Origin of the sequence: Hyalangium ruber, from assembly GCF_034259325.1 — a bacterium.
In the GTDB taxonomy this organism is placed as follows: Bacteria; Myxococcota; Myxococcia; order Myxococcales; family Myxococcaceae; genus Hyalangium_A; species Hyalangium_A rubrum.
The window spans coordinates 55,257-75,046 of the sequence record NZ_JAXIVS010000019.1 but is presented as its reverse complement, the minus strand read 5'-3'; the positions used below and the strand labels follow the sequence as shown (position 1 = coordinate 75,046).

Genomic DNA, 19,790 nt, shown 5'->3' with positions numbered 1-19,790 from the left:
ATGCGGATTGCGGCGCGGAGGAGCTTTGCAACACCGGGCTGCATGCCTGCGTCCCACGATGTACCGAGGCCACCGCCTCCACGGTTTGTGCTCCCAACGAGCGCTGTGCCGACAGCCGCTGCGTCCAATGTGTCGAGAGCCGCGAGTGTGGTCCGGGGCTGGTCTGTGACGCAGCGGGCCGGTGCGCCCTTGCTCCGCGCTGTTACTCCGACCGGGACTGTCTCCTGCCACTGGCGTGTCACGTGCCCACGGGAGCGTGCTTGGAGCGCCCTCCACCCTGCACCTCGGACGAAGGCTGTGCCGCTCACCTGCGCTGCGAGGTGGGCACCGGTACGTGCGTGCCTCGGGCCTGCCAACCGGACACCCTGGAGCCCAACGATTCACCTGCCGCAGCCTTCCCAGTCAGCGCCAGTCGCTACCTCGACCTGACCCTGTGCGCGGGAGATTCGGATCACTTCGCGCTCGCGCTGCAACGAGGCGACCAACTCGGAGTGAATGTCGAGGCGGACCCCTTCGCCGAGTCCTCCTTCTCCACGACCATTGCAGAGGCGAGCGGGAGGGTGCGCGCCTCGGGACGGATGCTGGCCTCCTTCGTCGCCGCCGCTTCGGGGACTTATATCGTCCGAGTGGGGACCACGGCGCCCTCGCAGCGTTACGACATTGGCTTCTTCCTCTCGCGCGGGACGCCCTGTGACGACGATCTCCACGAGCCCAACGACACTCCGGGCACGGCAACGGCGTACACGCTTGGGACACAAGCAGAAGGAGTCCTCTGCCCGCAGGACGAGGACCACTTCGCTCTGTCGATTCCGCAGGGACGTGGCGTGCGCGCCCGATTGACGAACTACACCGCTGCCAGCGGGCTGCTGCGCCTGTGCCTGTTCGATGGGAGCACGGAGCTGGGTTGCTCGGACGAGCCCTCGGGGGCCGTCGTCTCCTTGCCCGAGGCGATCGTAGGAGGCAGGACTCTCACCGCGCGTGTCGTCGGGGACGATGCACGCACGACGAACGGCTACACCTTCCAGGCGGAGCTCCCATGATCGAGACTCTCCGACTGAGTGTCCTGGTGTTGCTCCTCGTCGCCTGCGGAGCGGAGCGTCGGCCGGACGTGGACGGTGGCACGCGGGAGGATGCGGGGAGCGGAGACTTTCACGACGCGGGGACAGCGGACGCGGGCATCGTTCCGGACGCGGGTCCCCTGCCGCCGCCGACGCTCCTGGAGGTATCTCCTGTGCGCGGGGAGAACAGCGGGGGCACGTGGCTCACGCTGCGGGGCAGGGGGTTCCTGCAAGGCGTGGCGGGGAGCACGACCGAGGCCGCGAGGCGCACGGTGCTCAAGCTCGGGAGCAGCCAGGTCCAGGGCTTCCAGATCATCGATGACACCGTGCTCGATCTGCGCGCGCCGCCGGGGCCCGTGGGGACCGCGAGCATCACGTTGGAGAACCCGCGAGGCGTCGCGGTCTGCGAGGGCTGCTTCACCTGGTTCGAGCCGCTCACCCTGAGCGCTGTCACGCCCGAGGTAGGTCCCCTGGCGGGAGGCAACACGGTGACGCTTGCGGGCGCGGGCTTCACGGAGACGACCCAGGTACTCATCGGCGGCGCGGCGAGCCCTGGGGTGACCCGTGTCTCCTCGACGGAGCTGCGTGCCGTGGTGCCCAGGGGCCGGACGGTGGACCGCGTGGACGTGCGTGTCCACGGCGGAGGCGAAGGCAGCGTCCTGCGCCGGGCTTATCGCTATGCCGAGGAGGTGCGCATCGCGGACCTCGTGCCACTCACGGGGCCACTGGCGGGAGGAACCCAGGTCGTCCTCACCGGGCGCGGCTTCGAGGGCGCCACGGGAGTCCTCTTCGGAGGCATTTCCGCGAGCACGTTCACGGTGGAGAGCCCCACGCGCATCACCGCCACCACCCCGCCCGGTGCGGGGCTTGGGGCGGTGGACGTGCGCGTACACACGCCCTGGGATGCATGGACAGCGCGAGGAGGCTTCACCTACGCCGACGACTCGGGGCCCCTGGCGCTCTACGGCGTCTTTCCCCACGTCGGAGCACGGGCGGATGGCACGGTGACCCTGACCGGACAGGGGCTCGACGCGCCGGGGCTGGCCGTGAGCTTTGGAGGAGAGCTGCCCCGAGCCCCTGTCGCCGTGACCTCGACCACGGCCGTGGTGAGCGTGCCTCTCCGAGGAGCCCTCCCCCGCGTTGTCAGCGTGACGGTCACCCAGGGCGCCGAGAGCGTGAGCCTTCCCCAGGGCTACACCTTCCGTCTCTCCCTGGCGTCACTGAACCCCCTGCGCGGACCGGTGCGAGGCGGAACGGAAGGCTTGCTCGAAGGCACCAGCCTGCCTCCAGACGCCGTGGTGCATCTGGGCGCGCTCGAAGCTGCAAACGTCTCCGTCGCCGGTGAGACGCAGCTCCACTTCACGACTCCTGCTGGCGCGAGCGGACCCGCGAGCGACCTTCGAGTCCACGCCGCGGGCGATCCAGAGAATGAGGCGCTCCTGCCCGCGGCCTTCACATACGAAGCGCCGCTCCTGCTCGGCCAGGTGCAGCCAGCACGAGGGGCCATTGCCGGGGGCACGCGCGTGACGCTGTGGGGCGCGGGCTTCGGAGAGGGCACCTCTGTCACCTTCGGCGGTGTACACGCTCGAGACGTACAGATCCTCGATGCCCACACGCTCACCTGCCTCACGCCACTCTCCCAGCCAGGAACGGTGGAGGTGGTCGTGGAGAGGGAGAGCGCGCGTGCCGTGCTGCCCGAAGGGTTCACCTTCTTCGACCCACGCGGCCCCGGGGGCCTGTCCGGAGGCCCCTTCACCGGCACGCTCAACGTGACGGTATTGGACTCCTCCTTCGGTGCATATGGGAGGCCCGTGGCTGGCGCGCGCGTCGTGCTCGGCCTGGAGCCGACGACGCCATTCCAGGGAACGACGGACGCGAGGGGGCAGCTCACGTTCTCGGACTCCCGACTCGCGGGCGCGCAGATGGTGACAGCCTTCAAGGAGGGCTACGACGCCATGACGGTGACAGGGCTTCGAGCCGAGAACCTCACCGTCTTCCTTCGCCGCGTGGGCAGCGAACCCAATCCAGGCGATCCCCCGGTTCCTCCCACGGCCGTCATCACCGGACGCATCCGAGGCTTCAAGCCGCCAAGGCCGCTCATGCCGGACGAGGCGCTGGAGGCGCGCGTCTTCGTCGCCCAGGCGAGTCCCACGGGTGGGCCGCCGTTCGGGAGCGCGGGGGACCGAACCGCTGACACATGGAGGCTGCGCCAGGAGGGGGCCTCCTTCCGAGTGCATGCCCGGCCGGGTCTGCGTGCCGTGTACGCGATGCTGGGCGTGGTGAAGGGCACGGACTTCGCGCCCTACCTGCTCGGCATCCGCCGTGGTGTCGCCGCTTCCAACACCCGGGTCGCGGAGGGCCAGGACGTGGTGCTCGACATGCACCTGGACGTCACCGTGCCGCTCACCGTGGAAGGACCGCTCGAGGTCAGCGGAGTTCCCGCGCTGCACCAGGTGTATGCATGGTTGGAGCTGGGCGCGGAGGGGTTCATTCCCCATCCGCACAACTGGAACGCGGGCACGCGGCTCGTCTCCTCTATTGAAGGCCCCGGCCCGAGCCTGTCCTTCCCGCACTTCCCGAGGCTCGACGGCGCGAGCTTCCTCTTCCTCGATCTGCTGCGAGGCACCACCGCGTACCCCCAGAGCCTGCTCTACCACCGGCAACCGGGAGCGCTGGCTGCCGGGGTGACGCTCGGGCCGATGCTGCCCCTGGCCACCTTCACCACGCCGGCGCGAGGCGAGCGCTTCGCGGGCACGGTGGCCTGGCACGAGGAGGGAGCCGCCCCATCGGACGTGCGGCGGTTGGTTCTCTCGGAGACAGGCCCCACGGGAGGGCCCCGCTGGACGGTGGTGATGCCCGGCGGGCAGACCCAGGTGTCCATGCCCGCGCCAGCGCTGGAGGTGCTGCGCGCCACCCTGCCCGAGGGCGCCGTGCTGCGGGCGGAGCTGACGAGCAGCCGGGTACCCCGCTTCCAATATGACCAGTGGACCTATGACGCGCTGTCTCCCGCCGCGTGGACGGCGTATGCGCTGGCTCGCTCGGAGTTGCTCGAACCGTGAATCGTCTCCTGCTCCTCGCGCTCCTGCTCCTGCTCGCTGGCTGTTCCGAGACACGCACGGACTTGGAGTGCCGTGAGCCCTCCGACTGCGGCGCTCTCGCGGAGGCGTACCGCTGCTCCGAGGGGGCATGCCTCTGCCGCACCGACGCGGCCTGTGCCGCTGGCGAGCTGTGCAACGCGGCGGGCTTCTGCCAACCCCGCGCCGGCTGTGAGAAGAACGCGGACTGCGCGGACCCGACCCTCTTCTGTGACACCACGACAGGCACCTGTCTCCAGCGCGGGCGCTGCGCCACGGACCTGCACTGCCCGATAGGAGAGGTGTGTGACGCCTCACGCGCTCTCTGCGTGCAGGGGTGCCGGAGCGCGGGAGACTGTCCCTCGGCCTCCTGCCGCTGCGGAGACGCGCCCTGTCTCTGCGAGGCCACGGACCCGGAGGGCCGAGCCGCATGCGCGCTGGGCGTGTGTGACGCGGCCTTCTGCGCGGAGGACGGCGACTGTGCCTTCGGTGAGCGCTGCGGCACTCCGACGGCAGAGCCCCGCGCGCTCTGCTACAGCGACGCGGACCCGGTGCGCCGGCCCTACTGCGCGAGCTGCAACTACGGCGGAGGCATCCAGGTCTGCGGGCGCGGAGCCAACTACTGCCTGGTGGAGACGGCCCCCGGAGGGAGCGCCTTCTGCGGGGTGGACTGCTCGGAGGGGCAGGGCTGTCCGAACGGCTACCAGTGCGCGGACGTGGTGGTGGCCTACAGCCGCTCGCGCTGCCGTGCCGACGCCGAGTGCCCGGCGGACCCGTCGCTCCCATGCCGCGCGGACACGGACTGCCAGCGCGGCGGGCGCTGCGTGAAGGAGACAGGACAGGAGGTGGGCGCGTGCGCGGGGCGTTGTGACGTGGCCGAGGGCGACGTGCTGGGCTACTGCTCGTGCCAACGGGACACTGACTGTGCGCAGGGCACCTGCAGCCAGGGCGCATGCACGCTGAGCCGCAAGCCTTGCGTGACGGACACGGACTGCCGGCCCGTGCGCTGCGTGGACTTCAACGGCGCGGGCGGCTGCCTGATCGGCCAGAATTGCGCCCCCGAGGAGGGCCTCACCTGCGCCGAGGTGGCCCCCCGCTGAGCCAAAAACCCCCGACATTTCCGAAGAGTAGCGGCCTCCCCCTCCCTGGGAGCGGGTCGGCCCGTTGGGAATGAATCTTTTGGGGACTCCCCCGTCAGAAAGGGCACTACGACGGAGGAACTCGAAAATGGCCCTCAAGACCGGCATCTTCTCCCTGGCTCTCAGCGCACTGCTCCTCGGCTCCACGGCGATGGCGCAGGACACCCAGGTGAACACCCAGCAGAACCTCACCGCCGCCCCCGAGGCCCAGGCATTTCACGGGGGCCATGACCAGCCCTCCTATTACGACGGCCGCGACGACCATGGCCGGTACGACGATCGCCGTGACCGGCACGACCGGCATGACCGGCACGACCGCAGGGATCGCCGGGGCCGCTTCGAGGTCCACATCCACACCGGCAACTGCCACCATGGTCCGCAGCCGGCGCCTCCGCAGAACGAGCAGGGCCGCTACGAGCTCCGCCTCACGCAGCAGTGGGTCCCCGGTCGCTACGAGCAGGTGTGGGTGCCGCAGGACTGCCGCTACCGTCCCCGCCGCGCCGTGACGAAGTGCACGGGCGGCTACTATGACCAGCGCTGGGTGGAAGGCCGCTACGAGACGGTGGAGCAGTGGGTGTGGGTCTCCGCTCCCTGGCAGCGGCACTCGGGCTCCGGGTGGGGCGCCCCGGCCAGCCGCTGGAACTGAAGTCAGCGATAGCTGGAAGCAAGCAAGCGCTGGGGACCTCGGGTCCCTGGCGCTTTTCGTTTCAGCGCTCGAGAAGTGGTAAGACGCGCCGCCTCCTCCTCAAGGATCAGGGATGAAGCTGGACAACCGCTCTCGGCTCTTCGTGGTGCTCGCCGGGGTGTTCTGCACCGCGCTCGTGGTGGGGGACATCATCGGGGTGAAGCTCTTCGAGGTACATCTGGGACCCATCGTCTCGGTGATGTCGGTGGGCATCCTGCTCTTCCCGGTGACGTTCGTCCTCACCGACACCCTCAACGAGTTCTACGGCAAGCAGACCGCCCGCTTCGTCACCTGGCTGGGCCTGGCGATGGCGCTGTTCGCCTTCACCTTCATCTATCTGGCGATGGGGCTGGACTGGGCGCCCTTCACCCGCGCTCCGGACTACCGGGGCACCGTCGAGGGCTCGTTCAACAACGTCTTCGGAGGCTCTCAGCGCATCCTGATGGCCTCGATGGTCGCCTACCTCATCGGCCAGTTCAGCGACATCGCCCTCTTCCACCTGCTCAAGCGGCTCACGCACAACCGGCAACTGTGGCTGCGCGCCACGGGCTCCACGGTGGTGTCCCAGCTCGTCGACACCGTGGTGTTCCAGCTCATCGCGTGGTGGGGCGTGGTGCCCCTCGAGGGCATCCTCGGCATCGTCACCACCTCCTACGCGGTGAAGCTGCTGGTGGCCGTGGGGCTCACGCCCCTCATCTATGCCGTCCACGCGCTGGTGCAGCGCTGGCTGGGGATGAAGCCCGTGCTGCTGGGCAACAACGGCGAGCCCCTCGCCGACAGCCCCTAAGCGCTACTCGTCCTCGCCCTCGTAGCGGCAACCGCTGGTGCAGGTCTCTCGCACCACCACGCGGTGCAGCAGGGGCAGGGTGGGGCGCAGCCTCCGCCAGATCCACCGCGCCAGGTTCTCGCTGGTGGGGTTCTCCAGGCCCTCCACCTCGTTGAGGTAGTAGTGGTCCAGCTTCGCGTGGAGCGGGGAGAAGGCCTCCTTCAGGTCCGCGAAGTCCATGATCCACCCGGAGCGCTCGCCCACGGGCCCACGCACGTGGATCTCCACACGATAGCTGTGCCCGTGCAGCCGGCTGCACTTGTGCCCCGGGGGAACATTGGGCAGCCGATGGGCCGCCTCGAAGGTGAATTCCTTGAAGATCTCCACGAGGACTCCAGGTGAAACCGGCGCGGTGCGCGCGGCGCCATGCTCTTACACAGGCCCACGAAGGGTGCATCCATTTTCACGCGACCCGGGGCGCCAACCTCGCGGAATCGTGTCAGCCGCTCTCTTCCCCAGCGGCCTGGCAGGCAGGGCTTGCCCAGGGGAGGGGGAATGATCAGCGCGCCTGCCTTGTCCGGCGGCCGACGCACGGCGAACCCCTTCGCCTGAACCCACACCCGGAGTCTGGATGCGCATCAGGTCGGCCCTCGCGGCGCTCGGTAGTGCTGTCACCCTCTCCTTGCTCGCCTGTGGGCGAGCCGACATGACCCAGCACGAGGACCTTCCTCGTTCGAACCTCCCGGGCGCCTCGGCGCCTTCCCAGAACGAAGGCACCGCTACCCCGCCCGCGGAGCCTTCTAGCCCCGGGGTGACGCCTCCGACGCCTGAGCCCTCGCCTCCCGCGCCCGAGCCCACGCCCCCGCCGCAGGCACCCTCCCAGCCGGTCCCCGCTCCGGCCCCACCTGCCACGCCTCCGCCCGCGCCAACCCCGCCGCCCGCGCCGGAGTTCTCCCGCATCTTCTGGGTCGCTCCGGGGGGCAGTGACACGGCGGAGGGCTCTCAGACGCGACCCTTCCGGACCCTGGCCAAGGCGCTCTCCCTGGTGCGGCCCGGCGAGGCCATCTTCCTCGCCTCCGGCACGTACACCGAGCGGCTGCGCCTGGAGGAGCGGGGCGGCTCCGCCTCGAAGCCCCTGACGTTGAAGGCCGCCCCGGGCGCTGTGCCCACCCTGAAGGGAGGCACGGGCAGCTCCACGCCGATGATCGAGGTGCGGGGCGCGTACTGGCGCATCGACGGGCTCACCGTGGACGTGGCGGGCGACCGAGCCTTCGCGGCGCTGTGGCGCACGCAGGGCGCGCACCATGGCGTGCTCCGGAACAGCACGCTGAAGAACGGCACCGCGGGGGCCGGCGTCGATGTCGCCGAGTACGCGAGCGACGTGCTCATCGAGAACAACGAGATCCACCACTTCCAGAAGTCTGGCGACGACAGCCACGGCGTCATCGTCCAGACGACGGCGCGCAACGTGGTGGTGCGCGGCAATGACATCCACCACAACTCCGGCGATGGCGTGCAGTGCATCGGGCCGGAAGGCGGGGCCACCCTCTCCGGCACCCCGTTCGACAACCTGCTGCTCGAGGACAACGAGCTGCACGAGAACCGGGAGAACGGCGTGGACATCAAGACCTGTACGAAGGTGGTGCTGCGCCGCAACACCATTTGGGGACACCGGCGCTCCTCCTCCTCGGGCGGAGAGGGCGTGGTGGTCCACCTGTCCGCCAAGGACGTCACCCTGGAGGAGAACGTGCTGCGCGACAACGGGCGCGGCATCAGCGTGGGCGGGGTGCGCGTCGGCGCGCCTCCCACCCGCATCGTCCTGCGCCGCAACCTCGTGCTGGACGGCTACAACGCCAATGACAATGACGGCGTCGGCATCCGCGTGGACACCTCCACGGATGTGAAGGTGCAGCACAACACCGTCTGGAACATGCCCGGCGCCTGCTTCTACTTCGGCGGCGGGGACACCGGCCCCTCGCAGGGATTGGATGCGCGCAACAACATCCTGGCGGGCTGCGGCCAGGCGCTGCGCGCGGGGCCCGGCCGGAGCGGCGCGGTGGTGGACAGCAACCTCGTCTACCGAGAGGCGAGCGCGGCGCGCTTCCGCCTGGATGGGGTGGAGATGGGCCTGTCCGAGTGGAGGACGAAGACAGGGCTGGACCGGCGCTCGGTGGAGCGCTCCCCCGGCTTTTCGAATGTCGCCAACGCCGACTTCACCCCGGGGCCGGACTCGGCGGCGCGCGACACGGGTGTAGCACTGGGGCTTCCCTTCTGTGGGACGGCTCCAGACCTGGGGGCACGCGAGGCGGGCTGCCCCTGAGCCACGCTCACGTGTAGACTCAGGCGCCCCCATCTGGAGCCTGCTGCTTCGTGTCGTCCCCCGAAATCGCCCTCGGCGTTACCCTGGTGCCTCCGGACTCGCCCGCCCGCGAGCCGCTCGTGCGTGCCGCGGCGCGGGTCGGCCTGCGGGTGATGGACAATCCGGCCGAGGCCGCCATCATCCTGGCGGACCTCACCGCCGCGGGCAGCGGCCCGGCGCTCGCGGCGGTCCTCGCCGGTGGCAACGCCTCGCGCGCGCTGCTGCTGGCGCTGGTGGACCCCGGCGAGGATGCCTTCGCCTCGCTGGAGCCCCTCAAGCCGGACGACGTGCTCACCAGCGCCGTGCCGCACGAGCTGGCCTACCGCCTCCACCGCCTGGCCGAGCGCTACAGCGAGCGCGAGGAGCAGGCCCAGCTCCAGAAGGACCTCTCGCTGCTGCTGGAGCTCACCGCCGACTACGCCGAGAGCCTCGACGTGGAGGCCCTGCTGCATGACGTGACGCGCCGCCTGGCCCTCCAGCTCGACATCTCCCGCGCCTCGCTGGTGATGTTGGACTCGGATGCGCAGGAGGGCGTCATCGTCGCCTCCAGTGACGACCCCGCGCTCAAGGATCGGCGCATCGAGCTGGCGCGCTACCCGGAGATCCGCGAGGTGGCGCGCACCGCCCGGCCCCTGGTGGTGGAGAACGCCCCCAACCACCCGCTCCTGGAGGGGGTGCAGGGTGCGGTGGCCGCCCAGGGCATCCACGCCATCGCCGCGCTCCCCATGCCCATCCGCGGCCAGGTGCGCGGCGTGCTGCTGGTGCGCGCCTCCGGGCGCCGGCGCACCTTCACCGCGCGGGAGATCGACTTCCTCACCACGGTGGCACATGCCACCGCCATCGCCCTGCGCAACGCCTCGATGATCGAGACGGTGCGCGGGCAGACCGAGCGCGAGAAGACGGCGCGCATCGCCGCCGAGGAGCAGGCCGCCGCGCTGCGCACCTACCACCTCTTCTTCGCCAACGTGGGCGAGGGCGTGGCCATCCTCGATGACAAGGCGTGCGTGCTCAGCCTCAACCCCGCGGGCGCCACGCTGCTGGATTCTCCCGCCGAGCAGGCGCGCGGGCGCCACCTGCTGCAGCTGCTCCAGACGGTGGACGACGGGGTGCTGATGGAGCTGGTGGCCGCCGCTGGGCGCGGCGAGACGCGCTCCAACGTGGACGTGGCGGTGCAGACGGTGGGAGGCCGGCACCTGACGCTCTCGCTGTCGGCCGCGCCCCTGCACAACGGCAGCCTGGCCACCATCCTCTCGTTCCGGGATGTGACGCACGCGCGCCGCCTGGCCAACGAGCTGAGCCACACCAAGGACTTCCTCGAGCGGCTCATCGACTCGTCCGTGGACGCCATCATCGCCGCGGACATGCAGGGCAAGATCATCCTCTTCAACAAGGGGGCCGAGGCCATTCTGGGCTACACCGCCCAGGAGGCCCTGGCGGGGATGACCGTGCAGCAGGTCTACCCGCCCGGCGTCGCCCGGCGCATCATGGCCCAGCTGCGCAGCCCGGACTTCGGCGGGCGCGGGCGGCTGTCCGTCATGCGCCAGGAGCTCATCCACCGCAGCGGCGATTCGGTGCCGGTGAACATGACGGCCTCCATCCTCTATGAGGGCGGCCGCGAGTCGGCCTCCGTGGGCATCTTCACCGACCTGCGCGACCGCATGCAGCTGGAGCGCAAGCTGTCGGACGTGGAGACGCGGCTGGAGGAGAGTGAGAAGAGCGCCGTCATCGTCGCCCTGGCCGGCACCGCCGCTCATGAGCTCAACCAACCGCTCACCTCGGTGATGGGCTACGCCGAGCTGCTCAAGCGCAAGCTCAAGCCCGAGGATTTCGCGTTCAAGCCCGTGGACATCATCTATCGCGAGGCCGAGCGCATGGCGGAGATCGTCCGGAAAATCGGGAAGATCACCCGCTACGAGACCAAGGCCTACATGGGTACGCAGCGCATCCTCGACCTCGACAAGGCATCCTCCCATGAAGAGTGACTCCCGCGTGCTGCGCATCTCCGGCGGCCCGACCCCGGAGGCATTCCAAGCCCTCTTCGAGGTGCTCGACGAGCCGCTCGCCCTGTGTGACGGCACGCTGCGGCTGCTGGCCGCCAACCCGCCCTTCATCCGCTTCTGCTCCGCCCAGGACACCACCCCCGAGGGCCTCGTGGCCGGAGTGGTGGCGACGCTCTCCCAGGACGCGGGGCTGTCGCCGCGCGAGGGTGAGAACTCGGACGTGGAGGTGTCCCTGCCGGACCTGCGCTGCGTGCTGGTGACGCTGGCGCGGCGCGGTGACACGGTGGTGGTGCGCGGGCGCATGGAGCCGGGCCGGCTGATGATGGCCGAGCGCGCGCTGCTGGAGCAGGCCCGCACCGAGGGCGTGCTGCTGGACCTGAGCCGCAGCGTGGCGGAGGCCACAGGCGAGGAGGAACTGGTCGCGGCCGTGGCTCGCGGAGTCAAGGAGCTCTTCCCCCAGCGCGCCTTCTGCATCCGCATCGTCGATGCGCGCACGGGCGGCCTCACCTCCCTCTACGCCGAAGGCAGGCTGAAAGAGGGCGCGCACGAGCCGCTCGTCCTCAAGCAGAGCGCCGTGGTCAAGACGCACCTGGACCCGGACGCGCTGCCCGCTGACCGCGTCGTCGTCTCGCGCGAGGTGCCCCTCATCTTCAATGGCAGCACCCTGGGCGTGAGCGCTCCGCTGGTGGCCAGCGGCCAGCTCTTCGGCGCCATCAACATGGAGTACCCCGAGGGGCTGGAGGCGGACGTCGCCCACGACGAGCGGGTGCTCTTGCAGCTCGCCAACCAGGTGGCGGTCGCCGTGCGCAACGCCAAGCTCATCGATGAGCTGACGTTCGTGCGCAAGTACCTCGAGGAGCTGCTGGAGAAAGCCAACGCCCTCATCCTCGTGGCCAACCGCGAGAAGCAGGTGGTCGTCTTCAATCAGGCCCTCAGCGCCCTCACCGGCTTCTCCAAGGAGGAGGTGCTGGGCAGGGACGTGTTCGCCTTCATCCCCGAGGACGAGCAGCTGCGCCTGGGCTCCGTGTTCGCCTCCGCCATCCGGGGCGAGGCGGTCAACAACTTCGAGACACGGCTGCGCTCCAAGGAGGGCGAGGTGCGCGTCTCCTTCGCCACCTCCTCGATGCGCACGCCCCTGGGCGAGGTGGAGGGCGTCATCGCCATCGGCCAGGACATCACCGTCATCAAGGAGCTGGAGAAGCGCATCATCCACGCCGAGAAGCTGGCCTCCATCGGCCAGCTCGCCGCCAGCGTGGTGCATGAGATCAACAACCCCATGACGGCCGTGTCCGCCTACAGCGAGGCGCTGCTCATCAAGGCGCAGTCACGCCAGGACGCCGTGCCCGCCGACGTGGACAAGCTGCGGAAGATCCTCGAGAACAGCCAGCGCATCCTCCGCTTCACCAAGGACCTCGTCTCCTACGCGCGGCCCGCCAAGGACCGGCCCGAGCGGGTGCAGCTCAACGCCATCGTCGACCAGGCGGTGGGCTTCTGCGAGCACGTGGTGTCCAACGCCAAGGCCAGCGTGCAGCGCGAGTACGCGGAGCTGCCGCCCATCTCCGCCGTGCGCGCCAACCTGGTGCAGGTCTTCGTCAACCTCATCACCAACGCCTGCCACGCCATGTCCCCCGGCGGAAAGGTGACGCTCGTCACCCGGCGCGACGGTCAGGAGGCGGTGGTGGAGGTGCGCGACACGGGCTCGGGAATCGAACCCAAGCACCTGAGCCGCATCTTCGATCCCTTCTTCACCACCAAGGAGGAGGGCAAGGGCACCGGCCTGGGGCTCTCCATCGTCCAGGGCATCGTCGAGAGCCACGGTGGCCGCATCACCGTGAGCAGCCAGGTGGGGCAGGGCACGGCCTTCACCCTGCGCCTGCCGCTGGTCGAGTCGTAGGCCCGCGCGGGACTCGCCTCAGGCCTCGTTCTCAGCCCTCGTCCTTAGCCCTCGTCCTTAGCCCTCTTTGTCGTCGTCCAGCTCGCGGGCGAACTCCTCGTTCGAGAGCAGCCCCTTACGCGCCATGATGCGCATGAGCGCCCAGAACTTGCGCTCCAGCTGCTCCACCCGGTCCGGCTCCTCGCGCAGCCCGCCGAAGAGGTAGTCCAGGTCGTCCAGCACGCCCGAGCCACCGGCGGCCGCTTGGGCCTTGGCCTCGCCCTGGCCCCGCTTCTGCCGGCGCTGCTCCTCGCGCTTGCGGATGAGCTCCGCCAGCTGCGTGCGCTGGGTCGTCTCTCCCGGCGGCAGCTCCTCGCCGACAATCACCTCTTCGTCGTCGTCCTGGGGGGGACGGGCCTTGGACGCCGAGGCCGGAGCGGCCGGACGCTGCGAGGCTGCCCGTGTGGCCGGCCTGGAGGCCGTCGCGGCCGGCTTGGAGGCCCCAGCCGCGGGGGTCGGTGTCACCTTGTGGTAGTAGCGCAGGATCGCAGTGCGGACAGCAGACAGCGCCGCCACGCGCGGGCTCACCTTCAGCCCCGTGGTGAATTCAATCTCCTCCACCGCGGGCCGGTTGAGCGGGTCCGCCATGGCCACCACCAGCTGCCGGCGCCCCCCCACGCTCTCCAGCGCATAGGGGAACATCTCGTGCTGCTCGCACGAGCGCGCTCGCACCAGGTGTACCGCCGCCCAGTCGGGGCTGACGGCCGTCAGATCCACCACGGGTATGCCCAGTGCTTCACTCACCGCCTGCACGAGCACGGCTTCCGTGATCGCACCCTGGGCCACCAGCGTCGCCCCCAGCCGCTGCTGGGTCTGCCTCTGGGCCACCAGCCCCGCCTCCAGCTGCTCCGGGGTGATCGCGCCGCGCTCCAGGAGGATTTCACCAATCCGCTTCCTCGACATGCGCGCGCGCTTACCACGAGCCCTGGGTGTTCCCAAGCTTACGACCTGGCACCACATGGGGTGTTCGCCTGCTCACGTTGCGGGGTGCCAAGCCCTGGTCCGCACGCAAAATTCCCATGAGATTTCAATAGCTAACGAGGGTGCCTGCCTTGACACTCAGGGGTGCCGTTCCTAAAGTCCGGCCCATCGTTTTCAACATCCAAGACTGAAGTTCTTGGCGGGGTAGTGGTACGCCCGCGGGGACATCGGTTCTGGAGCGGCCCACCCATTCCGGGCCCGCCTAGCGGAGGCAACACTCGATGAACCTGGGGTTTTTGACGAATCTGTCCGTTCTGGCCAACACGGGCGGTCCGCAGCGCAGCTTGATGGAAGAACTCGCCATGCGCTGGGAGGCGGGTCAGTGGGGTATGTACCCCATCGCCGTGTGCGGCCTCATCGCCCTGGCCATCATGATCGAGCGCGCCGTGGTGCTCTTCTTCATGTCCTCCATCAACAAGGAGGGCTTCCTGCGTGGGCTCAAGAAGCACATCTACGCCGGTGACCTGGACAAGGCCATCAACTACGTGGCCGGCCAGAAGTCCACCCCGCTGACCAACGTCATCAAGGCGGGCCTGATGAACGTTCCCAAGGGCCAGGATGAGGTCCAGGCGGCCCTGGACGAGGCCTCGCTGCGTGAGACGCCGAAGCTCGAGGCGCGCACCGGCTACCTGGCCATGCTCGGCAACGCGGCGATGCTCGCCGGTCTGCTCGGAACGGTGTCGGGTCTGATCTCCTGCTTCGAAGCCGTGGCCAACGTGAACCCGGCCGACAAGGCGACGATTCTCGCCAACGGTATCTCGGAAGCCATGAACTGCACGGGCTTCGGGCTGCTGACGGCCATCCCGGCGCTGGTGGCCTTCTCGGTGCTGATGGGCCGCACCCAGGGGCTCATCAACGACATCAATGAGACGAGCGTCTCGGTGCTCAACCTCATCGTCAACAACCGCGACAAGTTCAAGAACCTGAACATCCCGACGTCGTCTCACGGCGCCGAGGAGTAGTTCGGGAACCTGGAACCCGGGCGCGCTGTCTGGAGCACTGGACGGACAGCAGCGCCCGTCGTCTTTTCTGTCTTTTTCTTCTTCGAACGTAGCGCAGCGCGGAGGTTGCCATGGCCGGCGGAATGGACCTAGGGAACGGTGGGAAGGGTGGCAAGAAGCCGCTCGACACCGCCATCAACCTGGTCCCCTTCATCGACCTGATGGCCGTGACCATCAGCTTTCTGATCATGACCGCCGTCTGGACGCAGATCGGCCGGCTCCAGGTTTCTCAAGCCGGAGGTCCCGCCGCGGAGGACACCCAGCAAGAGGAAGACAAGAGCAAGACGGTCACCCTCACGCTGGCCATCACGCCGGAGGAGCTGCGGCTGACCGCCGATCAGAGCACCTTCGAGCCGATTCCGCTCACGCGCGGCGCCAACGGCAAGCTGGATCTGGTGAAGCTCAATGAGCGCTTCAAGCAGCTCAAGGAGCAGTTCCCGGACACGGCGGCAATCACTCTGCAGACCGACGACAAGGTGCGCTACGACGTGCTGGTGCGCATCATCGACGAGTGCATGGGCTCGGGGCTGCCGCAAATCTCCGTGATGGCAGCGGGCTGAACGCCCTTCACGCAAGGACTCAAGGTTAGAACGCCATGGCCATCAAGGTTCCCGGCAAGCGGTACGGCAAGCGGCTCGAGCACTCGAAGGTGTTCGGCCACGGCCACCACGGCAAGAAGAGCACGTTCTCGGACCTGCTCATCACCCCGCTGGTCGACATGTTCATCATCATCGTGCTCTTCCTGATCGCGAACTTCTCCGCGACGGGCGAGGTGCTGATGATGACCAAGGACATCCAGCTGCCCGAGGCTGTCAACGTCAAGGAAGTGGAGATGCACCCGGTGGTGCTGGTCTCCAACGACCAGGTGTCCATCTCCGGCAACATCGTCGGCCGGGTGGAAGACCTGGTGAAGGACGAGTACCTCAACATCCCCGCGCTGGAAGAGAAGCTGCGGGACATGAAGAAGCAGTTCGAGGATCTTCACGCCATGGCCGGCGGCGAGGCCAACGCCTTCAAGGGCGACGTGAACATCCAGGCCCACCGCGAGGTGGAGTTCAAGATCATCAAGCGGGTGATGTTCAGCTGCGCCACGGCCGGCTACAACAACATCAACTTCGCGGTGCTCACCAAGGGCGGTGACAGCGGCGCGGCGCCTCCGGCGAGCGCGGCGGCCACCCCGTAGTCGCCCGCTTCCTCTTCAGGACTCCCACGAGTCGCTCGAGCGCCTCGGCCTTGTCTGGCCGGGGCGTTCGTGTTTGAGGAGAGGCATGCCCCTGCGCGCCGCCATCTTCGACTTGGACGGGACGTTGGTGGACTCGCTGGCGGATATCGCCACGGCGATGAACCACTCGCTCTCCCAGCACGGACTGCCCACCCACCCCACCGCCGACTACCGCCACTATGTGGGCGAAGGGGTGATTCAGCTGGTGCGCAAGGCCCTCCCCGGAGGGCAGGAGGCGCTGCACGCCTCGGTGCTGGACGGGTACCGCGCCTTCTACGCCGAGCACCTCTTTGATCAGACGTACGTGTTTCCGGGGGTACCCGCCGTGCTCTCGCAGCTGGCCGCAGAAGGGGTGCGGCTCGCGGTGCTGAGCAACAAGTCGGATGCCTTCACCCGGCGCCTGGTGGAGGGGCTGCTGCCGGGCATCCCCTTCGCGGCCGTGTACGGCGAGCGGCCCGGGGTGCCTCGAAAGCCCGACCCCACGGCCGCGCTGGGGCTGGCCGCGGAGCTGGGCGTGGCGCCCACCGACTGCGCCTTCGTGGGAGACACGTCGGTGGACATGGACACCGCGCGCAACGCCGGCATGTACGGCGTTGGCGTGACGTGGGGGTTCCGCGGCGCCGAGGAGCTGCGGGCCCATGGGGCGCGCGCGCTCGCCAGCACCTCCGAGGAGCTGCTGGCGGCGCTTCGCGCGGCGCGAGGTTAGGAGACCTCTGTCCGCCAGGCAGGCAGGCGGGCGCGCTCCTTGTCCTCCGCCCGGTTGTAGGCGGTGGCGGCGGCGATGATGTGGCACACCCAGCCCAACAGGCCGCCGGTGCCCACCCAGAAGCCCGGGGTGATGATGAGCCAGAAGACCCCGCGCAGAATGTCTCCGTTGTAGATCTGCCCCACCCCAGGGATGAGGAACGACAACAGCGCAGCGGCACCAGGTCGCGACATCGTCTTCTTTGCCTCCTTGTTACTTGTCCCTACGCAATACCCTTTGGGCCATTGCAACCGTCATCAGGTCAGCACTGGAGGGCGTTGCCCCCAGGGACGGTTGGCCACGGCCGAGCGCCCGGGTACGATGCGCCCCATACACCTGTCCTGAAGGCCATGGGCAGGTGTGGGGGGGCACACCATTCGTCTGCCTGAGCGCACGCACTGGGCGTACGACGTCCGCGGCATCCTGACGATGCTCGCGCTGGCGGGCGTGTATCTGGCCGTCGCGTGGGCGGGCCTGCAGTTCACCATCTTCCACAAGAACTCCAGCCCTGTCTGGCCCGCTTCGGGCGTGGCGCTCGCCGCGTTGATGGTGCTGGGAGTGTCTCGCTGGCCGGGCATCTTCCTGGGGGCCGTGCTGTGCGCCCTGGTGAATGGCGACACCCTGTTCACCGGCGTGGGCGTTGCCACGGGCAACACCCTGGCGGCGGTGCTGGGCGCACTGTTGCTGCGGCGGCTGGGCGTCTCGGTCTCGCTGAGGCGCCTGCAGGACGTCGTCGCGCTCATCGTGGGCGGCGCCCTGCTGTGTACGCAGGTCAGCGCCTTGATAGGCACCGCGAGCACCTGCCTGCTGGGCTCGGTGCCGTGGGAGCAGTTCTGGAGGACGGCGGGGGTGTGGTGGGGTGGGGACGCGCTGGGCGTCATCGTCGTGGCGCCCGTGCTGCTGCTGCGGCCGGTGCGGCCCCTGGAGCGGCGCTGGGAGGCCGTGGCCCTCGCGGTGGCCATCCTCCTGGTCTGCGCGGAGGTGTTCCTCGACGGGGCGGTGCGCCTGCCCTTCGCGTACCTGGAGACGCTCTTCTTCTTCCCGCTGGTCGTGTGGGCGGCGCTGCGTTTCAGCACCCGGGGCACGGCGTTCACCACCCTGCTCATCACCGTGCTGTCCGTGCTGGCCACGGTGAGCGGGCTGGGCCCTTTCGCCCAGGAGTCCCTGCCGACGGCGCTGCTGCTCGTGCAGCTCATCGTCGCCATCAACGCCGTCACCGGTCTGCTGCTGGCGGCCGTGAGCGCCGAGCGCCACAGCGCCCTGGCGCGGTTGGAGTTGCTGGCCACCGCCGTACGCGGGGTGAGCGAAGGCGTCGTCATCAGCGAGGTGTCGCCCGAGGGCCCTCGCGTCGCCTTCGCCAACGAGGCCTTCCGCTCCATGGTGGGGCGCCCGCTCGAGGCCCTGGTGGGGCGCTCGCCCAGCGAGCATTTCGGCAAGCTGGACCCGGAGACGCACGAGCGCCTGGATGCGTCCCTGCGCGAGGCGGGGCCCTTCCGCGGCGAGGTGCTGCTCACGCGCCCCGATGGCACCTGGGTGCGCAGCGAGCTGCAGCACTCTCCGGTGCGGGATGGGGGCGGGGCGGTGACCCACCTGGTCTCCATCCACCGCGACGTCACGGCCACCGAGGAGCTGCGGGCGCGCCTGCTGGCCGCAGAGCGCGTGGCCACGGTGGGCATGCTCGCCGCCGGGGTGGGCCATGAAATCAACAACCCGCTGGCCTACCTGGGGCTGAACCTGGAGACGGCGTTGCGGGGCTTAAGCCGGGACATGGGGCTCAAGGCGGAGACGGTGGCCAGTCTGCGCGGCGCGCAGGAGGCCACCGAGCGCATCCGGCGCATCGTCCAGGACCTGCGCATGTTCAGCCGGGAGGGAAGCGAGGAGCACGCCCGGGTGGATCTGCGCGAGGTGGTGAAGCCCGCGCTGCGGATGACGCGGCACCTGCTCCGGGAGCGGGCGCGGCTGGTCGAGTCCTACGAGGCGGTGCCCCACGTGCTGGGCAGCGAGGCGCGGCTGGGGCAGGTGCTCGTCAACCTGCTGGTCAACGCGATGCAGGCCATTCCGGAGGGAAGTCCGGAGCGCAACGAGGTGCGGGTGTTCGTCGACACGGCGCCGGACGGCAGGGCCCGGGTGCGGGTGGAGGACACCGGCCTGGGCATCCTCCCCGAGGTGCTGCCTCATATCTTCGAGCCGTTCTTCACCACGAAGTCCCACGCAGAAGGGACCGGGCTGGGGTTGTCCATCAGCCAGCAGATCGTCCGGTCCCATGGAGGGGAGGTCCTCGTGAGCAGCGAATCGGGAAAGGGTTCCGTCTTCACCGTCCTGTTGCCGGCCGCCTCAGCCCCGGTGGCGGGGGCGCTCCCCCACTACGCACTGCCGTCGCCCGTCGAAGGGGCGCGCCGGGGGCGCATCCTCATCATCGACGACGAGCCGCGGCTGGCCCTGTCCATGCGGCTGCTGCTCTCGCCCCACCATGACGTGGTCGTCACCACGCGCGGCAGCGAGGCGCTGGGCATGGTGTCCTCGGGGCAGCGCTTCGACGCCGTCGTGTGCGACTTGCAGATGCCGGACATGACGGGGATGGATGTCTACGCCCGGCTGAGCACCGAGGTGCCGGAGCTGGCCCGGCGGCTGGTGTTCATCTCCGGCGGGGCCTGTACGCCGACGGCGCTCAACTTCATCCGCCACGTGCGCAACCCCGTGCTGGAGAAGCCGGTACACCCCTCGCTGCTGCTGTCCACCATCGATGAGGCGCTGGCCCCCGTGCCCTTCGTCTCACATGGCGACAAGCCGCCGGTGTGACGGGGCCGACCCACGGCGGTCGGCCGTG

General features: G+C 69.3%; 16 protein-coding genes. 13 read left to right on the top strand and 3 right to left on the bottom strand.

Translation table 11 applies throughout. The features are described 5' to 3' along the window. The first annotated feature begins 260 nt into the window (after positions 1-260). From SYV04_RS38345 to SYV04_RS38325, 5 genes are all read left to right on the top strand, one after another. Positions 261-1,040, top strand: a complete 780-nt coding sequence (locus SYV04_RS38345; protein WP_321551022.1) for a hypothetical protein — start codon at positions 261-263, stop codon at positions 1,038-1,040. Then, positions 1,037-4,117, top strand: coding sequence for an IPT/TIG domain-containing protein (locus SYV04_RS38340; RefSeq protein ID WP_321551021.1), 3,081 nt, complete (start codon positions 1,037-1,039; stop codon positions 4,115-4,117). The genes SYV04_RS38345 and SYV04_RS38340 overlap by 4 nt, the downstream gene beginning before the upstream one ends. After that, the gene (locus SYV04_RS38335) at positions 4,114-5,232 is read left to right on the top strand and encodes a hypothetical protein (protein ID WP_321551020.1); all 1,119 of its coding nucleotides are present in this window, start codon (positions 4,114-4,116) and stop codon (positions 5,230-5,232) included. The genes SYV04_RS38340 and SYV04_RS38335 overlap by 4 nt, the downstream gene beginning before the upstream one ends. Before the next feature lie 127 nt (positions 5,233-5,359). Then, positions 5,360-5,917: a hypothetical protein gene (locus tag SYV04_RS38330; RefSeq protein WP_321551019.1), complete on the top strand. Its 558-nt coding sequence runs from the start codon at positions 5,360-5,362 to the stop codon at positions 5,915-5,917. Positions 5,918-6,029: 112 nt separating this feature from the next. After that, positions 6,030-6,743 (top strand): queuosine precursor transporter, encoded by a 714-nt coding sequence (locus tag SYV04_RS38325; RefSeq protein WP_321551018.1) that lies wholly within the window; start codon positions 6,030-6,032, stop codon positions 6,741-6,743. A 3-nt stretch (positions 6,744-6,746) separates the two neighbouring features. Here SYV04_RS38325 and queD read toward each other — a convergent pair whose 3' ends face one another. Continuing rightward, positions 6,747-7,109, bottom strand: coding sequence for a 6-carboxytetrahydropterin synthase QueD (gene queD, locus SYV04_RS38320; protein WP_321551017.1), 363 nt, complete (start codon positions 7,107-7,109; stop codon positions 6,747-6,749). A 244-nt stretch (positions 7,110-7,353) separates the two neighbouring features. On the opposite strand from queD, the gene SYV04_RS38315 reads away from it, so the two are divergent. The 3 genes from SYV04_RS38315 to SYV04_RS38305 all read left to right on the top strand — a co-directional run bounded on the left by SYV04_RS38315 (position 7,354) and on the right by SYV04_RS38305 (position 12,975). Then, on the top strand, positions 7,354-9,042 hold the full coding sequence (locus SYV04_RS38315; RefSeq protein WP_321551016.1) for a right-handed parallel beta-helix repeat-containing protein: 1,689 nt from the start codon (positions 7,354-7,356) through the stop codon (positions 9,040-9,042). Positions 9,043-9,161: 119 nt separating this feature from the next. Beyond that, positions 9,162-11,063 (top strand): PAS domain S-box protein, encoded by a 1,902-nt coding sequence (locus tag SYV04_RS38310; RefSeq protein WP_321551104.1) that lies wholly within the window; start codon positions 9,162-9,164, stop codon positions 11,061-11,063. Beyond that, positions 11,053-12,975: an ATP-binding protein gene (locus tag SYV04_RS38305; protein WP_321551015.1), complete on the top strand. Its 1,923-nt coding sequence runs from the start codon at positions 11,053-11,055 to the stop codon at positions 12,973-12,975. The genes SYV04_RS38310 and SYV04_RS38305 overlap by 11 nt, the downstream gene beginning before the upstream one ends. Before the next feature lie 57 nt (positions 12,976-13,032). On the opposite strand, the gene SYV04_RS38300 is transcribed toward SYV04_RS38305, so the two are convergent. Continuing rightward, entirely contained in the window at positions 13,033-13,917 is an 885-nt protein-coding gene (locus SYV04_RS38300; protein WP_321551014.1) for a cyclic di-GMP-binding domain-containing protein, MshE-related, read from the bottom strand. Between the two features lie 299 nt (positions 13,918-14,216). Here SYV04_RS38300 and SYV04_RS38295 point away from each other — a divergent pair, with 299 nt between their 5' ends. The 4 genes from SYV04_RS38295 to SYV04_RS38280 all read left to right on the top strand — a co-directional run bounded on the left by SYV04_RS38295 (position 14,217) and on the right by SYV04_RS38280 (position 16,924). After that, the gene (locus SYV04_RS38295; protein WP_321551013.1) at positions 14,217-14,957 is read left to right on the top strand and encodes a MotA/TolQ/ExbB proton channel family protein; all 741 of its coding nucleotides are present in this window, start codon (positions 14,217-14,219) and stop codon (positions 14,955-14,957) included. Between the two features lie 110 nt (positions 14,958-15,067). After that, entirely contained in the window at positions 15,068-15,556 is a 489-nt protein-coding gene (locus SYV04_RS38290; RefSeq protein WP_321551012.1) for an ExbD/TolR family protein, read from the top strand. Positions 15,557-15,591: 35 nt separating this feature from the next. Continuing rightward, positions 15,592-16,179, top strand: a complete 588-nt coding sequence (locus SYV04_RS38285) for an ExbD/TolR family protein (protein ID WP_321551011.1) — start codon at positions 15,592-15,594, stop codon at positions 16,177-16,179. An 85-nt stretch (positions 16,180-16,264) separates the two neighbouring features. Then, the gene (locus tag SYV04_RS38280; RefSeq protein ID WP_321551010.1) at positions 16,265-16,924 is read left to right on the top strand and encodes an HAD family hydrolase; all 660 of its coding nucleotides are present in this window, start codon (positions 16,265-16,267) and stop codon (positions 16,922-16,924) included. On the opposite strand, the gene SYV04_RS38275 is transcribed toward SYV04_RS38280, so the two are convergent. Further along, positions 16,921-17,157, bottom strand: a complete 237-nt coding sequence (locus SYV04_RS38275; RefSeq protein ID WP_321551009.1) for a DUF5683 domain-containing protein — start codon at positions 17,155-17,157, stop codon at positions 16,921-16,923. The genes SYV04_RS38280 and SYV04_RS38275 overlap by 4 nt on opposite strands. 166 nt (positions 17,158-17,323) lie before the next feature. On the opposite strand from SYV04_RS38275, the gene espC reads away from it, so the two are divergent. Then, on the top strand, positions 17,324-19,762 hold the full coding sequence (gene espC / locus SYV04_RS38270) for a serine histidine kinase EspC (RefSeq protein WP_321551008.1): 2,439 nt from the start codon (positions 17,324-17,326) through the stop codon (positions 19,760-19,762). Positions 19,763-19,790 lie beyond the last annotated feature (28 nt).

What these genes read in the sequence shown, in the direction of transcription:
- SYV04_RS38340 (WP_321551021.1), top strand. Translation starts at nt 1,037, where the DNA reads ATGATCGAGACTCTCCGACTGAGTGTCCTGGTGTTGCTCCTCGTCGCC.
- SYV04_RS38330 (WP_321551019.1), top strand. Translation starts at nt 5,360, where the DNA reads ATGGCCCTCAAGACCGGCATCTTCTCCCTGGCTCTCAGCGCACTGCTC.
- SYV04_RS38325 (WP_321551018.1), top strand. Translation starts at nt 6,030, where the DNA reads ATGAAGCTGGACAACCGCTCTCGGCTCTTCGTGGTGCTCGCCGGGGTG.
- SYV04_RS38315 (WP_321551016.1), top strand. Translation starts at nt 7,354, where the DNA reads ATGCGCATCAGGTCGGCCCTCGCGGCGCTCGGTAGTGCTGTCACCCTC.
- SYV04_RS38305 (WP_321551015.1), top strand. Translation starts at nt 11,053, where the DNA reads ATGAAGAGTGACTCCCGCGTGCTGCGCATCTCCGGCGGCCCGACCCCG.
- SYV04_RS38300 (WP_321551014.1), bottom strand. Translation starts at nt 13,917, where the DNA reads ATGTCGAGGAAGCGGATTGGTGAAATCCTCCTGGAGCGCGGCGCGATC.
- SYV04_RS38295 (WP_321551013.1), top strand. Translation starts at nt 14,217, where the DNA reads ATGAACCTGGGGTTTTTGACGAATCTGTCCGTTCTGGCCAACACGGGC.
- SYV04_RS38290 (WP_321551012.1), top strand. Translation starts at nt 15,068, where the DNA reads ATGGCCGGCGGAATGGACCTAGGGAACGGTGGGAAGGGTGGCAAGAAG.
- SYV04_RS38285 (WP_321551011.1), top strand. Translation starts at nt 15,592, where the DNA reads ATGGCCATCAAGGTTCCCGGCAAGCGGTACGGCAAGCGGCTCGAGCAC.
- SYV04_RS38280 (WP_321551010.1), top strand. Translation starts at nt 16,265, where the DNA reads ATGCCCCTGCGCGCCGCCATCTTCGACTTGGACGGGACGTTGGTGGAC.
- SYV04_RS38275 (WP_321551009.1), bottom strand. Translation starts at nt 17,157, where the DNA reads ATGTCGCGACCTGGTGCCGCTGCGCTGTTGTCGTTCCTCATCCCTGGG.